14 protein-coding genes are annotated in these 13638 nt (G+C 43.0%); all 14 read right to left on the minus strand.

Features of this window, described 5'->3' with window-relative positions; all coding sequences use genetic code 11:
* Positions 1–10: 10 nt before the first annotated feature.
* The 14 genes from GFS24_RS17475 to GFS24_RS17540 all read right to left on the minus strand — a co-directional run bounded on the left by GFS24_RS17475 (position 11) and on the right by GFS24_RS17540 (position 13610).
* A complete protein-coding gene (locus tag GFS24_RS17475) occupies positions 11–946 on the minus strand; it encodes a GDP-L-fucose synthase (protein WP_153661496.1) in 936 nt (311 codons plus the stop codon).
* Positions 947–952: 6 nt separating this feature from the next.
* On the minus strand, positions 953–2065 hold the full coding sequence (gene gmd / locus GFS24_RS17480) for a GDP-mannose 4,6-dehydratase (RefSeq protein WP_153661498.1): 1113 nt from the start codon (positions 2063–2065) through the stop codon (positions 953–955).
* Positions 2066–2140: 75 nt separating this feature from the next.
* Positions 2141–3253 (minus strand): glycosyltransferase family 4 protein, encoded by a 1113-nt coding sequence (locus GFS24_RS17485; RefSeq protein ID WP_153661500.1) that lies wholly within the window; start codon positions 3251–3253, stop codon positions 2141–2143.
* A complete protein-coding gene (locus GFS24_RS17490) occupies positions 3253–4203 on the minus strand; it encodes an NAD-dependent epimerase/dehydratase family protein (protein ID WP_153661502.1) in 951 nt (316 codons plus the stop codon). The genes GFS24_RS17485 and GFS24_RS17490 overlap by 1 nt, the downstream gene beginning before the upstream one ends.
* A 2-nt stretch (positions 4204–4205) precedes the next feature.
* Entirely contained in the window at positions 4206–5102 is an 897-nt protein-coding gene (locus GFS24_RS17495; protein WP_153661504.1) for a glycosyltransferase family A protein, read from the minus strand.
* The gene (locus GFS24_RS17500) at positions 5084–6403 is read right to left on the minus strand and encodes an O-antigen polymerase (RefSeq protein WP_153661506.1); all 1320 of its coding nucleotides are present in this window, start codon (positions 6401–6403) and stop codon (positions 5084–5086) included. Before GFS24_RS17500 ends, GFS24_RS17495 begins: the two co-directional genes overlap by 19 nt.
* The gene (locus GFS24_RS17505) at positions 6400–7125 is read right to left on the minus strand and encodes a glycosyltransferase family 2 protein (protein WP_153661508.1); all 726 of its coding nucleotides are present in this window, start codon (positions 7123–7125) and stop codon (positions 6400–6402) included. Before GFS24_RS17505 ends, GFS24_RS17500 begins: the two co-directional genes overlap by 4 nt.
* A gap of 12 nt (positions 7126–7137) precedes the next feature.
* Complete coding sequence (locus GFS24_RS17510) at positions 7138–8319, minus strand: glycosyltransferase family 1 protein (RefSeq protein WP_153661510.1); 1182 nt, start codon at positions 8317–8319, stop codon at positions 7138–7140.
* A complete protein-coding gene (locus GFS24_RS17515; RefSeq protein WP_153661512.1) occupies positions 8303–9409 on the minus strand; it encodes a DegT/DnrJ/EryC1/StrS aminotransferase family protein in 1107 nt (368 codons plus the stop codon). Before GFS24_RS17515 ends, GFS24_RS17510 begins: the two co-directional genes overlap by 17 nt.
* Positions 9410–9413: 4 nt before the next feature.
* Positions 9414–10076 (minus strand): class I SAM-dependent methyltransferase, encoded by a 663-nt coding sequence (locus tag GFS24_RS17520; RefSeq protein WP_153661514.1) that lies wholly within the window; start codon positions 10074–10076, stop codon positions 9414–9416.
* A gap of 6 nt (positions 10077–10082) precedes the next feature.
* Positions 10083–11294 (minus strand): DegT/DnrJ/EryC1/StrS aminotransferase family protein, encoded by a 1212-nt coding sequence (locus GFS24_RS17525; protein WP_216647442.1) that lies wholly within the window; start codon positions 11292–11294, stop codon positions 10083–10085.
* Positions 11291–12202 (minus strand): glycosyltransferase, encoded by a 912-nt coding sequence (locus GFS24_RS17530; protein ID WP_153661516.1) that lies wholly within the window; start codon positions 12200–12202, stop codon positions 11291–11293. Before GFS24_RS17530 ends, GFS24_RS17525 begins: the two co-directional genes overlap by 4 nt.
* Before the next feature lie 10 nt (positions 12203–12212).
* Positions 12213–12899 (minus strand): FkbM family methyltransferase, encoded by a 687-nt coding sequence (locus tag GFS24_RS17535; RefSeq protein ID WP_216647443.1) that lies wholly within the window; start codon positions 12897–12899, stop codon positions 12213–12215.
* A 6-nt stretch (positions 12900–12905) separates the two neighbouring features.
* Positions 12906–13610 carry an SAM-dependent methyltransferase gene (locus tag GFS24_RS17540; protein WP_153661518.1) on the minus strand — a complete coding sequence of 235 codons (705 nt, stop codon included), beginning with the start codon at positions 13608–13610 and terminating at the stop codon, positions 12906–12908.
* Between the last annotated feature and the right edge of the window lie 28 nt (positions 13611–13638).

A 13638-nucleotide genomic window follows, 5' to 3' on the forward strand; every position in this document is an offset into this window, starting at 1 on the left:
GTAATCAATCTTACCTGGCCCAGTTATGTTTTTGTATATCCTGGTATACTTGTGTGATGCCTTCTTTCAATTCTATGGATGCTTTCCAGCCAAAGGAATGCAGCTTGGAAATATCCATTAATTTACGTGGCGTACCATCGGATTTTGTGGTGTCGAAGGAAAGTTTTCCGGTATAACCTACAATGTCTTGTATCATATGAGCGAGGTCGCTGATACTGAGATCATGGCCTACTCCTATATTGATCAATCCGCTTTCGTTATAATTCTGCATAAGTGAGAAACAGGCGTCTGCCATATCATCTGCATGCAGGAATTCACGTTTAGGGGTGCCTGTTCCCCATACTACTACTTCCGGATGATTATTGACCTTTGCTTCATGGATCTTCCTTAGTAAAGCAGGGAGCACATGTGAATTATTCAGATCATAATTATCGTTCGGGCCATATAAGTTGGTAGGCATTACAGAAATGAAGTTACAGCCATATTGTGCGCGGTAGGCATCACAAAGTTTAATGCCGGCGATTTTTGCTATCGCATAAGGTTCATTGGTAGATTCCAGCAGACCGGTGAGAAGGTATTCTTCTTTCATGGGCTGAGGAGCGAACTTTGGGTATATGCAGGAAGATCCGAGAAACATGAGTTTTTTAACACCATTCAGGTAGGAATGATGAATAACGTTGTTCTGGATCATGAGGTTCTCATAAATAAATTCTCCGCGGAAGGTATTATTGGCCATAATACCGCCCACTTTGGCCGCTGCCAGGAAAACATAATCGGGTTTTTCCTTTTCGAAGAAATCTTTTGTAGCGTCCTGATTACGGAGGTCCAGTTCTTCGGAAGTACGGGTGACGAAATTATTAAAGCCAGCTTTTTCCAGTCTGCGTTTGATAGCTGACCCTACCATGCCGCGATGGCCGGCTATGTAGATTTTATCCTGAATTTGCATGATGATCTATTCAAACTGGTTTAATACTTTGTATCCTGCGTCCTTCAATAATTTTTCTCTTTGGAAGTGGTCTACGTCTGCTGCAACCATTTCTTTTACGAGTGCGGGCAGATCATATTGAGGTTCCCATCCCAGTTTGGTCTTAGCTTTGGTAGGATCTCCTATCAGCAGTTCAACTTCTGTTGGTCTGAAATAACGGGGATCGATGGATACTATTTCTTTGCCTGTTTCCAGTTGATAATCAGGATTGCTGCAGCTTTTCACGTATCCTTTTTCTTCTATCCCTGCACCTTTAAATTCCAGTTCAATGCCTAATTCCCTGAAGGCCATCAGGATGAAATCCCTTACGGTAGTGGTAATGCCGGTTGCGATCACAAAATCTTCTGGTTTTTCCTGCTGCAGGATACGCCACATGGCCTCTACATAATCTTTGGCATGGCCCCAGTCCCTTTTTGCATCGAGATTACCCATGTAGAGTTTATCCTGCAAGCCCAGTGCGATCTTTGCAGTGGCGCGGGTGATCTTGCGGGTCACAAAGGTTTCGCCGCGGAGGGGACTTTCGTGGTTAAAGAGGATACCATTGCAGGCAAACATATCATAAGCTTCCCTGTAGTTAACGGTGATCCAGAACGCATACATTTTTGCAACTGCATATGGCGACCTTGGATAAAAAGGTGTTCTTTCTGACTGTGGCACTTCCTGTACGAGACCGTATAATTCCGAAGTGGATGCCTGATAGATCTTTGTTTTTTTGGTTAAGCCCAATAAGCGAACCGCTTCCAGGATCCGGAGGGTACCGATGCCATCAGCGTCTGCGGTATATTCAGGTGCTTCAAAGCTTACCTGCACGTGGCTCATGGCCCCGAGGTTGTATATTTCGTCCGGCTGTACTTCCTGAATGATCCGGATCAGATTGGTGGAATCTGTTAAGTCCCCATAATGGAGCTTAAACCTTACATTCTTTTCATGGGGATCCTGATATATGTGATCAATACGGCTGGTATTGAATAAGGAACTTCTTCTTTTTATCCCGTGGACCTCATAGTTTTTCGACAACAATAAGTCAGACAAATAAGCTCCATCTTGTCCAGTTATTCCAGTAATGAGGGCCTTTTTCATTAGTTTATTTTTTCTTGTATTGTTAATGAAAGTTGCTGCTTTCAAAGCATTTTGCAAATATATGCCTATTTCTGATTAATGTGTTTGCAGGCTGGCATATACTGCAGCGTATGATGATGCCATTTTTGAAGCACTTAAATGATCCTTCACGATATTAACACCTGCCTGCCTCATCTCCTCTTTTTCTTTGGTAAGGATGTTGCGCAGGCAATTGTATGTTTCGTTTATGTTATACACCGGGGCTAATAAACCGGCTGTTTGGTTAAACGCAAGGATCTCTTTGTGCGGTTCAATATCAGAGAGGATCACGGGTACGCCGAGTGCCAGGGATTCCAGCACAGAGGTGGGTAATCCTTCTGCTTTTGAGGTGGCGATATAAAATTCGCTGGCGTTGAGATAAGGTTTGGTATCGGACACTTTTCCCACAAAGCGGATATTGGCAGCATTCCCTGCTATCCTTTCACATTCTTCTTTGAGGTCACCATTTCCTACCATGATCAGGCAGACGTCTTTGTTCTGTAATTTCAAGAAGGCTTCTATGGTTACCTGTGGCAGTTTGCGATCGGTGAGTGTACCTATGAAACAAAACACGGTCTTATAATCCTGTACGCCCAGGCTGATCTTGGCTTGTGTGATCTCCTGCTGAGTGGGGGGAATAAAGTACTGGAGGTCTATTCCATTATTGATAACGGAGATATGCTTCAATCCTTTTTCCTTCATTTTAACGGCTACTGCATTGGAGCAGGTAACGGGCTGATCGAACCGTTTTAAAGACAGGGTAGTTAAAGCTGCCATAGCCCCTCCTTTCAGCTTCCCGTACGTCATGGCGTAATCAAAGTAGGGATAGTTTTGCAGGGAGGTTACTTTTTTATATCCTTTGAGAAAGAACCCTGCCAGGATATCTGCTCTGAAACCGTTGGTATGTATGATGTCCGGGGAGAGCTCCTGCACTGTTTTCTTCAAGGTGGAGATCATTTTTCCGGAGAGGATCTGGTGCCGGGCATCGAGTGTGATCACTTTCAGATCCAGGTCCAGGAAATCCTGCTTACGGGAACCGGCTCCTTCTGCTGATAAAGTAAGGATAGTTACCCGGTGTGTATTTTTATCGAGGTATTTTACCAGGTTGAACAGGATATTTACGGGTCCTGATCGTTGCAAGGTAGATATGATATATACGATGTGTGTCATTAAGGTTTCTTTTTATAATGAGTTTTATGCCATTCCCAGATCCGCTCTACGCCTGTTTCAAAAGAGATGGCCGGCTTCCAGCCGAGGGCTTCTATTTTTGAGCAGTCCAGCACATTATAAGGCACGTCAAAGTCGCGTGCGGGGAGTATGTTTATTTTCATTTTCTCCACGGTTTCATGTTCATTCCCGGAGATCTTTCTGATGGTGTCAATGACATCAAAATTAGATTTCCCTATGCCGGACCCGATGTTATAGATATGATTTACGTTCCTGTCTTTTTCTATTACACAGAGGATACCGCTTACGAGGTCGTCAATATAAATATAATCCCTAACAGTTCCATTCAATCCATAGATATCCAGGGGTACTTCGTTCATAATAGCCCCGATGGCCGTTGCTATAAATCCCTGGCCCCTGAAAGGCTCCTGTAATTCTCCGAATGGGTTGGAGGGCCTTACGATGCTGGTAGGGAGTTTATACATTTCCGAATAGAAATTAGCATACTTCTCTATGGCCAGTTTAGTGATACCATAGGGAGAAATGGGATGTGTTTCTTCGGATTCTTTTATAGGGGTAGTGTGTTTAACCTTTCCATAAATGGTACCACCGGAAGAAATGTAAATAAGCTTCCTGATGTTCTTCCTGATCAAAACAGAAAAAATGGAGATGGCCAGGGGCAGATTCTCCTGAATGTCTTTGATAGGATTTTCAAAAGAGGTTTTAGGGATTGAATTATAGGCGAGGTAAATCACTGTATCGTTAGCCTGTATAATATTTTCCAGGAATGTGGTATCATTGGAATCGCCCTGCATATAAGAGTAATGCTTATGCCGGATAAAATCATCCTGCGCTCTTCTGCCAATAGCTATTACTTCCTCTCCCAGGGACAAAAGCTTTTCAGATAAATGCTTCCCAATAAATCCGGATCCTCCTATAACAATATAACGCATTACTATTTTTGTATGGTGAACAGAAATTTCTTTATTAGTTTTCGAATGACCTTATTGGCTTTCATTTTATAATTAATGAATTCGAAACTTCCCTGAAGTTTTTCCATCCCGGTTAGTTTCCCGAGGCGGTAGTTTAACAACCGGATATTCCTTTGCACTAATTTATTGCTGCTGAGTTCCGGGTATTTCTCCAGTGTAACCTGCCAGAGGTCCATGGTGCTTTTCACCAGGTTCAGTTGATCATGGCTGTAGTTGCCTGCATGTATGGAGGCAATATAAAGTGATCTGTGAAGATATTTTACCTTCATGGAAGGATTTTTATAGAACAACCAAACCCAGCAGAACTTATCGTCTGCCCCGTGATATTTCAGCGGAACGGGGAACCCTGTTTTTTCTATACGTTCTTTTTTAACGATCACCTGACCGGGGGAACGAATGAAATCATCCAGTATTAAAGACCGGAGGGATAATGGGGGCGGGATGTAATAGATAGTATGTTCTACGCCGCTATCGAATTTAAATTTCCCGTTATACAGCAGGAAATCGAATGTTTGCAAAAATCCGGCCGTTATATATTTAAAGAAGTTAATGTCCAGTAGATCGTCCTGGTCAATAAATAAGAGGTGTTCCTGATTGCTCAGGCGGATGCCTTCGTTCCTTGTAGCGGCCACCCCTTTATTTTCACTGTTCTTTTCTACCTGAAAAGTTATATCGGGGTGCTGATATGCATGAATGATCTCTTGTATCTGTGTGATACCGGATTCCATGGAATCGATGAGGATGATCACCTGGATGGGATACCCGGGCTGATGTAAAGTGGCGCTGTCAGTAATGGAACTGATCAGCTCATTGATATGTGACTCCCCTCTGAAAAAAGGGATTATAACCGATAAGCCCATTTTTTAGAAGGATAGTAAAATAGTGATGTAATGAATAAGTTAAAAACGATGATCATTATTAGAACGATAACCAGATTATTAATATATGTTATGAATAAGGTCATGTCTGCTTCTATTGCATTGCATTTCAGCAGCAGGTAAACGCAGGCAAATTTAAAATAACTATTATTAATTGTCATCCGGGGCATGAAAAACCGGATGAAGGAAACGAGCAGGCCGAGGAAAAAGGAATAAATGATGCTGCCGGCAAAGCCAAAGTACAGCAGGCCAAAAACGTTATGCCGCATGTTGGCGCCCTGGATCAGGTCTGAATCATGATGATACTTGTAGAAATAAACACCGGGATATTCCTGGAAACTGGCCCAGTCCATGATCCTGAAAAAGCCGAGGAAGTCGTTAGACATCATCAGCCAGCCATTTTGAATGGGTTTGTATGTATAGATAACGTCATTGGGGTAAGTGTACCAGTATACATCTCCAGATGCAACAAAACGGTAGATGAGGGATATTACGGGAGAACCTGCATCTGTTTGCGACAGGGACTGGACGGTAATGATGAGGAGTACGAAGAACAGGGCCCCGGGAATTATCACGAACCTGAACCTTTTCCATATGCTGGTGACCAGGGGAATTTGCCTGTTGATATAGTAATAGCAAAAGATCGTGTATGCAACGATCAGTATGGATGATTTACTGCCTGATAAAACGAGGGTAGCAAAATAAAAGCAGAAGCCAAAGGTGTAAAAGAGATAACTCCGAAAGTTCTTCGTGATCTTTTTTTCCGCTACTTTTTCAAAAAGTGAATAGAACAGGAAAACGGGCAATACATCCAGGATGCGGGAAAATATACCGAAACCACTGCCGCCTGTATAGTATTCCAGCCGGGAATCATACAAGAGGGGAATACCTTTGGCATAATAAACATAGAGCTGGATGCCGGCATATAATAATGTGATGGCAATCAGGTTGGCATTATTAATGGGTGGCAGGCTCACAGTTGCGGGAGGCATTTTGATCCGGGTATTCTCAAATTTGCTGAGGGACAGCATGCCCACCGTGAATGCTCCCTGGGTGAGCAGGTAACTCAGGAAATAATAAGGTTTGATAGCGCCTGTAAAGAACATGAGCACTACATCTGCAAACCCGAACAAAGAAAAGAGGATGGACCAGAATAAGGGGTCAATAACGGTATGTACTACTTTCCTGAAGAGGAAGTAATAGAAGATACCAAGGAAGATGAAAATGGCAAAGTATGCACTTATATTATCTATTAGCAGATCAAGAAAGTCATAATTATTCATTTACTTATGATCTTTTTAATGAATGTTCTCAGCCTGGCATACAAAACCACATACCAGGGGAAGCTCCTTTTTAAGAAGGACATCCTATCCTGAAGATAGGCCTTATCCGGGCTTATGGCAGAACTTCCTTCATCATTATACAGGCAGACTGTAACGGGGATATATTGAAACCGGTATTGTTTGTTTGCTTTCAGTTCCAGGTTCAATACATAATCTGCCAGGTATTTGTATTTCAGGTCATACTTAAACTGCTTAAAGATGGCTGCCGGGTAGAAGATAGCCTGATGGGATATGTTCCTCAAACAAAATTTCCAGTCGTTGAATTCGCCATCGTACACCCGGTTGGTTTTTTTGAAAAGCACGTTCCCATAAAAAATGGTATCCTTTTCATAGGCGGCTGTTATTGCCCTGCTCACTTCTTCCAGAACATTGTTGTTCATGAACACATCGTCCGCACCAATAAAATATACATAATCTCCAGTGATCTTATCCAGGGCTTTGTTCATGGCATCATAAATACCTTTGTCTGCCTCACTTACCCAATAACTGATCCCTGACTGGTATTGCTTAATGATATCAACGGTATTATCCCTGGACTGCCCATCGATAATAATGTACTGTATATTGGGATATGTTTGATCAACTACACTTTTGATGGTTTCTTCCAGTGTAGCCGCGCCATTATACACAACGGTTATTATCGTAATTAAGGGTGACTGCATATTTATGCCGGCTCAGCGGATCGTTTTTTCTATGAAATTAATGTACTGGGAAGCAACGTTGTTCCAGCTATAGTAACGCACATCTTTCAGGTTACTGCTGATCTGTTCTTCTCTCAGTGCATCGTTGAACCAAATGTTCTTCAGCAGGTCTGCCAGTTCCTGTGCGTTCTGTGGTTCAAACAGGTTCATGGCCAACTTCTGGTTCATTTCCACATTAGGCGGTGTTCTGGAAGCAATAACGGGCAAACCGGCTGCGGCAGATTCCAGGGCCGGCAGACTGCTGGACTCATACAATACGGCTGTAATGAAAAACCAGGCATTGTGATACAGCTGTATTAACTCGGGGAAAGAGACTTTACCCAGGTAGTGTACATAGCTCATCTTATTGTCCTCTATATATTTCATGATCTCTTCGTGCGCAGAGAATTTGGCCCCGGTCATCACCAACGGAATTTCTATACCCTGGTTTGCCAGGATATGGAGTGCTTTCAATACGGTGATGTGGTTCTTATGTTTCCATAACTGCGCCGGGAAGAAGATGAATTTTTCAGGAAGCGCATATTTGCTTTTAATGCTGGTATCGGTTCCGTTTTTGGTGAAGGTTTCTATTTCAACCCCTTCATTGATCACCACAATGTTCTTAGCTTCCAGGTTGCTGAAATGGGCCAGGAGATCGTCTTTGATAAATTGTGTGCTGGCTTGCAGATAGCTAACATGCCGGCTGCTGGCACCAAAATTCACATGCCGCCACATCAACTCCCTTTTCGTGAAAAATTCAGGATAGTGGAATTGCTGAATGTCGTGCATGGACAGGATGGTGGGCACTTTGATGTTGTATGTGGACAAAACAGTGTTGGGGCAATACAATACATCACAGTGCTGGTTTACCTCAGCGGTGAATTTACTTAATGTTATATTGGTGAGTTTTTCCCACAGGCTGATGGAGCCGACATATTGTGCGGCGGCCAAAATGCCCCTGGTGAATACGGAAGGCTGGTGATGCAAATAGATCACTTTGAAATTCGGATACTTTTCATATTTGGCGAACAGCTCTTTATTTCCGGAATTGGTAAAGATCACAAACTGGTGATCAAATTTTTGTTCCGCGAAACCGTTGAGCAGTCCAAATGTGTATGTATTTACACCACCTGCGTAGTTAGGGCTTGTGTAAAGGCAATCAATTCCTATCCGCATAAAATTCTTTGATCTTTTTAATAACTGTATCCTGTTCTTCTGTTGTTAAGAGGTAGGAAGAGGGAAGGGAAAGGCCGTGATTATAAGCGTTGGTAGTGGCTTTAAAATCTTCCGGATCTGCAGCAATGCCAAGGGAAGGATCCTGGTAGCAGGGTTGCAGGTGTAACGGATAGAAGAACCTGCGGGTTTGCACGCCGTTGTTCTTCAGGAATTCTGCCAGCTCTTCTAATTTTTCCACCCAGTAAGAGGTGAACCAGAATACGGGCCTTACTGCGGGATTCACATAAAGGCTTTCAAAACCGGGGATACCTGCGAGTTCCTGTTCGTATTTATCATGGATCTCTTTTTTCCTGGCAATGATCTTGTCCAGTTTCTTCATCTGGGCTACGCCAATTGCGGCCTGCAGTTCAGTAAAGGAGAAGTTGAAACCGATGTGTTCATGTATGAAAGTACCTTTTGTATCCCTGCCATGGTTCTTTAAGCGGTAGCATTTTTTAGCCAGCTCTTCATCATTGGTGAGGATGATGCCACCTTCAGCAGTGGTGATGGTTTTATTTCCATAGTAGGATAATATACCGATGTCGCCAAAAGTGCCGGCATGTTTTCCATCGAGTAATACGCCTACCCCTTGTGCTGCATCTTCAATTACTTTAAGGCCATGTTCACCTGCGAGTTTCATTACTGCGGGCATATCTGCGCTCTGGCCGTATAAATGTACGGGCATGATCGCTTTGGTTTTTGCGGTGATCTTTGATTTTGCGGACGCAATGTCTATGCAGAATGTTTTGCTTTCCACGTCACAAAAAACAGGGGTTGCACCAGCCATGATCACTGCGTTGGCAGTGGCAATAAATGTGAGGTCCGGAACTATCACTTCGTCTCCTGCGCCAATGTTCAATGCTTTGAGCGCGCAATACAAACCAACTGTGCCATTGGCTACAGCGATCACATATTTTGCACCAGTCAATTGCTGGGTCATTTGCTCAAATTCTTTTGTTAAAGCAGCTTCTGTGATAAAAGTAGATGCTATAACACGAGTAAGTTCCTGCAGCTCTGCATCATCTATCCATGGTTGAATCTGTGGGATCATTTTATTATAATTTTTCGAATTTAAAAATTACCTGATTGGCATATTTGCGTCTAAGGAATTTGATGTGCTGCAACAGCACATCAAATAAGGCTTTGAAGCCAAAGCTTCTTTTTGAATTTAATACGGACAATGAAGAACAGCTGTAACCGCATTCTTTCATCATGGCCAGCAGATGGTCTTCTTCGAAATACTTATTCCCGGAAACGGGGGTGGATAAGAAGATGACCTTATTTGCCGGCAGGAATTTGTTTATATTCTGGATCATCACTTTTCTCTCGGGAACATCCAGGTAGTACAAACTTTCCAGTATGAGAACGATGGGTTCTTTTTGCGGCGGAACTTTGGTATAATCAAAGCCCAGCATATCTGCACAGATGAAATCAACACCGGTAAGCTGGCCGTTATTACGGATATTGGTTTCCGTGGCCACTTCTGAGATATCAATGGCCAGCACGTGTGCGGACGGGAAGTTGGTGAGGACCCTTGAAGTAAAAGAACCATCAAAGCTTCCGAACTCCACAAATACCCCCTTAAATGAAGCTTCAACGGTTTGGCCAATGAATTTTATAGAGTCGTCCAGGCGTTTTATCACGAAGGGTGTGTGATATCCCCAGGGGTCACCATTATTTTCTTTGAACCATTGATCAAATTCCGTTTTAGTTCTCATACGCCTTTATTGATTAACGGGTAATGCTACTTTTGCTTTTAATAATTCCCCGAGGGTGGCTACTTCTTTTTCATCCAGGTCCGGATTATTTGGAAGATAGAAACCGTTCTGGTGTACCAGTTCCGCGTTAGGAGATTTGGCATCTGATTCACAGTATTTTTTATAGAAGGGCTGGCTTAACATGCTGCCACCTACTACCGGCCTGATCTCCACACCTGCTTCCAGGAATTTCTTCTTGTAGATCTCAAACAGGGCCTTTTCCCTGAATATAACGGGGAAAGCGAAGTTGGATACTTTTTCTATATGCTCTACATTGAGGGGAACGATATCCGCGTTCTCAAGAGATGCATCGTGCAGGCGCTTAAAGTTAGATGCCCTTTTAGAGATGATCTCATCTGCAAACTGCAGCTGTTTGGTGGCGAGGAAACCTGTGATCTCTGTTGGGCGAATGTTGTAGCCTAGTTCGTAGAAGGTATACTGATCGTAGAACGGATCAATATTATGTTTTTCCCGGAGGCTTTTTTGTTTTTCAGATGTGAGGTTACGGTCCCAACCATGGGCGCGGGTCATGATCAGCATTTGGCCCAGTTCTTCATCATCGGTGCAGATTGCGCCGCCTTCAATAGCAGAAAGATGGTGTCCTACGAAGAAGGAGAAGGTGGAAGCCAGGCTGTAATTACCGAGTTTGCGGCCTTTGTAAACCGTTCCCAGGGATTCGCAGTTGTCTTCGATCAGCAGTATGTTCTGTGCTTTGCAGATCTCTTCGATCTTATCGATATCATCACAGAAACCGAGTACGTTTGTGATAAAGAACGCCTTGATCTTGTTGGGGGCGTTACTGATGGCTTCCTGGAACAGGGTGCTGCTGGAATTGAGCGTGTCCAGTTCAATATCAACGGGATACGGTACCAGTCCAAGTTGCAGGATAGGCATTACGTTGGTGGCCCAGGTTAATGCGGTGAACGCCACGGTATCTCCTTTTACAAGATAGCCGAGATTGAGCATGGCCTGCAGCAAAGCGAGGTTTGCTGAGGACCCGCTATTCACCAGTGTAGTATATTTCCTGTTCTGGTATTTTGAGAATACGTTTTCAAAATTGTAGCATTCTTCGTGCATGCTAAGCCTGTCTGCGTGCTTAAGGAACTCGATGAGCTGTTCTTTAATAACTGACTCCTGATAAAAGGAGTTCTTCATCAGTTTTATCTTATTGTTTATCATAGAGAGGTGTTAAAAAGGTGCTTTAATTTTCTTCTAATTCTTTTTAAGATGGTTAGGCTAAATTTTTTCCTTATTAAGTAATTTATTTTTTTGTTGGATGCGGTAACATCAAAAGCCAGGTTTTCGCCGAAGGATTGATCCAGGGCTACTTTAAAGGCATCTGTTGTTTCGCAGTGGGTACCGCTGCCATCAAAGCCTATATTATCTATGAGCGACTGAACGGGCAATACACTGAATTGCCGGTTACGGGCGCAATGATAATCGAAGCGGATGGACCATGAGTTGATCTCTCCTTTTATCTGCTGGTGCAGCATCCTGGTAAGGTCATTACCTCCCTGGTTAAAAACACGCTGCTGTTCCCTGCTGTTGCAGAATTGCTGGTAATCTTTCACTTCCCAGTCTATCTTTTCCCAGACTCTTTTCCAGGTACCCCAGCCCCAGCTGCTGTGGCGGAAGCAGTAATAGATATCATGGGGATAGCCTGCGGGGATCTCTTCTTTGCTTAAGAAGGAGAAACCGGAAACAGACCCGATATTTTCTGCATCCTGGCGTGCGTGGAGGGCCTGGTTCATGAAAGTGAGAAAGTAGGTACTGGTAATAAGGTCGTCTTCCATGACGATGGCTTTGCCATATTTCCCGATCACTTCGCTTACACCTGCTATTACTGACTTTGCGAGACCAAAATTCACTTCCCGGTGAATGACGGTGACGTTTTTAAAACCCTGGATATTGGCAATGAGTGCCCGTACTTTGTTTACATTTTCCCGGGCAGCCGGATTCCGCATGGCATCTGAATAGATGAACAATTCACTATCGGCGGCCAGTTTGTTCGCTTTCAGGGCAGTGATGGTTTGCTCTGTGTGCGAAGGCCTGTTGTAAACAAATAATATGACGGGTGCTAATTCCAAATCTCTTTATTTAGTTCTTCCTTTCGTTTTTATAAAATGCGGTATTAAATGTTCTCGCGATCAGTTTATAGTCCACGGATTTCATGAACCGGAACTGTTCTCCCTGGAGGGAATCTTCGATGCTGCTATTCAGATCTTCAATCAGTACGATCTCCGGCCTGATCTTGTTCCAGTCGTTCGACTTTAATACTTTCATGTCGTAACCTTCTATATCTATGGATAAGAAATCTATAGACTGCCCGGCAGGCACGTATTTATTCACTACATCTGTTAATGTGGATGTTTCCAGGCTCCTTACATCTGTGATCTTAAAGCCGTTCACGCCATCTTTTTTCCTGGCTTCGGTTTCGTCGAAGGTGTTGAGTGCTTTTTCATTAAAGATGTAATAATTGAGCACTTCCTTTTTATCAGAAAGGGGTAATTCCAGGTTGATATCTTCCTTGCGGAGTTTCCGGAACCTTTCCATACTTCCGGGCATGGCATCGATATTAATACCGCGCCAGCCTCTTTTAAAGAACTTATAGGTATTGGAAAACCTGATGGGATGATGGGCACCGATATCTATATAGAACCCGTTTGCCTTATCTCCCAGGAAACGCTGCAATACCATATCCTCTCCTTCCTGTGAATAGCAGATCTCTGAAAACTTGAAGTCCCACGATATATACTTCAGGGCTTTGTAAATTAAATTGATCATAATAAACTAGTCCTCTACGTTCAACAATGAATAAGGAAGTGATTTAGGTTGTTCTTCCCGCAATGGTTTAAAGTTAAAATTACGATCCAGGAAAATGGAGGTGGTCCAGGTATACGCATTGATCGGACCCAGGCCATGGAAATCTATCTCAATGAGGTTTTCACCACGCAGATATTTTGCTGTGTTTTTAAACCAGTCAGCATTATCGAGGATGATCATTCCGCCTTCGTTGAGGTATTTAATTGCTTCCCGTGCACATTCAACACGGTATTTTCCATCAATTATGATGATATCGAATTTTGTATTAAATGTATGGATGATCTGTACATATTCCGTTTCGTCTTTGGCAAGACTGAGGGTATGATTCGGTTTTTTTGTTTTGTTGACGATATTGAACCATTCTACATTGTCTTCAATACTAACAATGGATTTGCACAAACCGGCAAACCAGGTAGATGAGTTCCCGGAGCCCCATTCAAACACTGTTTTATTGGTAAGGTCCAGCTGAGATAAATAATCAATAGTGGGATAGGTAAACCAGGGGATAGCTCCCTGATGATTCACACTTTTCTTTTCGGTGATAGACTTATCATATCCATAGGTGTTTTCAAAGACTGTATAAATAGGTAAAACCCTGCATTGATTGACAAGGAACATTGTAAATGGCTTGACGAAATACTGTTTACCTTTCCTCAGGATTGATCTTATCATATGATACCTTTTAAAACTGATTTTCCTT

The organism is Chitinophaga sp. SYP-B3965, from assembly GCF_009647655.1.
Classification (GTDB): domain Bacteria; phylum Bacteroidota; class Bacteroidia; order Chitinophagales; family Chitinophagaceae; genus Chitinophaga.

What these genes read in the sequence shown, in the direction of transcription:
- GFS24_RS17475 (WP_153661496.1), bottom strand. Translation starts at nt 946, where the DNA reads ATGCAAATTCAGGATAAAATCTACATAGCCGGCCATCGCGGCATGGTA.
- gmd (WP_153661498.1), bottom strand. Translation starts at nt 2,065, where the DNA reads ATGAAAAAGGCCCTCATTACTGGAATAACTGGACAAGATGGAGCTTAT.
- GFS24_RS17485 (WP_153661500.1), bottom strand. Translation starts at nt 3,253, where the DNA reads ATGACACACATCGTATATATCATATCTACCTTGCAACGATCAGGACCC.
- GFS24_RS17490 (WP_153661502.1), bottom strand. Translation starts at nt 4,203, where the DNA reads ATGCGTTATATTGTTATAGGAGGATCCGGATTTATTGGGAAGCATTTA.
- GFS24_RS17495 (WP_153661504.1), bottom strand. Translation starts at nt 5,102, where the DNA reads ATGGGCTTATCGGTTATAATCCCTTTTTTCAGAGGGGAGTCACATATC.
- GFS24_RS17500 (WP_153661506.1), bottom strand. Translation starts at nt 6,403, where the DNA reads ATGAATAATTATGACTTTCTTGATCTGCTAATAGATAATATAAGTGCA.
- GFS24_RS17505 (WP_153661508.1), bottom strand. Translation starts at nt 7,125, where the DNA reads ATGCAGTCACCCTTAATTACGATAATAACCGTTGTGTATAATGGCGCG.
- GFS24_RS17510 (WP_153661510.1), bottom strand. Translation starts at nt 8,319, where the DNA reads ATGCGGATAGGAATTGATTGCCTTTACACAAGCCCTAACTACGCAGGT.
- GFS24_RS17515 (WP_153661512.1), bottom strand. Translation starts at nt 9,409, where the DNA reads ATGATCCCACAGATTCAACCATGGATAGATGATGCAGAGCTGCAGGAA.
- GFS24_RS17520 (WP_153661514.1), bottom strand. Translation starts at nt 10,076, where the DNA reads ATGAGAACTAAAACGGAATTTGATCAATGGTTCAAAGAAAATAATGGT.
- GFS24_RS17525 (WP_216647442.1), bottom strand. Translation starts at nt 11,294, where the DNA reads ATGATAAACAATAAGATAAAACTGATGAAGAACTCCTTTTATCAGGAG.
- GFS24_RS17535 (WP_216647443.1), bottom strand. Translation starts at nt 12,899, where the DNA reads ATGATCAATTTAATTTACAAAGCCCTGAAGTATATATCGTGGGACTTC.
- GFS24_RS17540 (WP_153661518.1), bottom strand. Translation starts at nt 13,610, where the DNA reads ATGATAAGATCAATCCTGAGGAAAGGTAAACAGTATTTCGTCAAGCCA.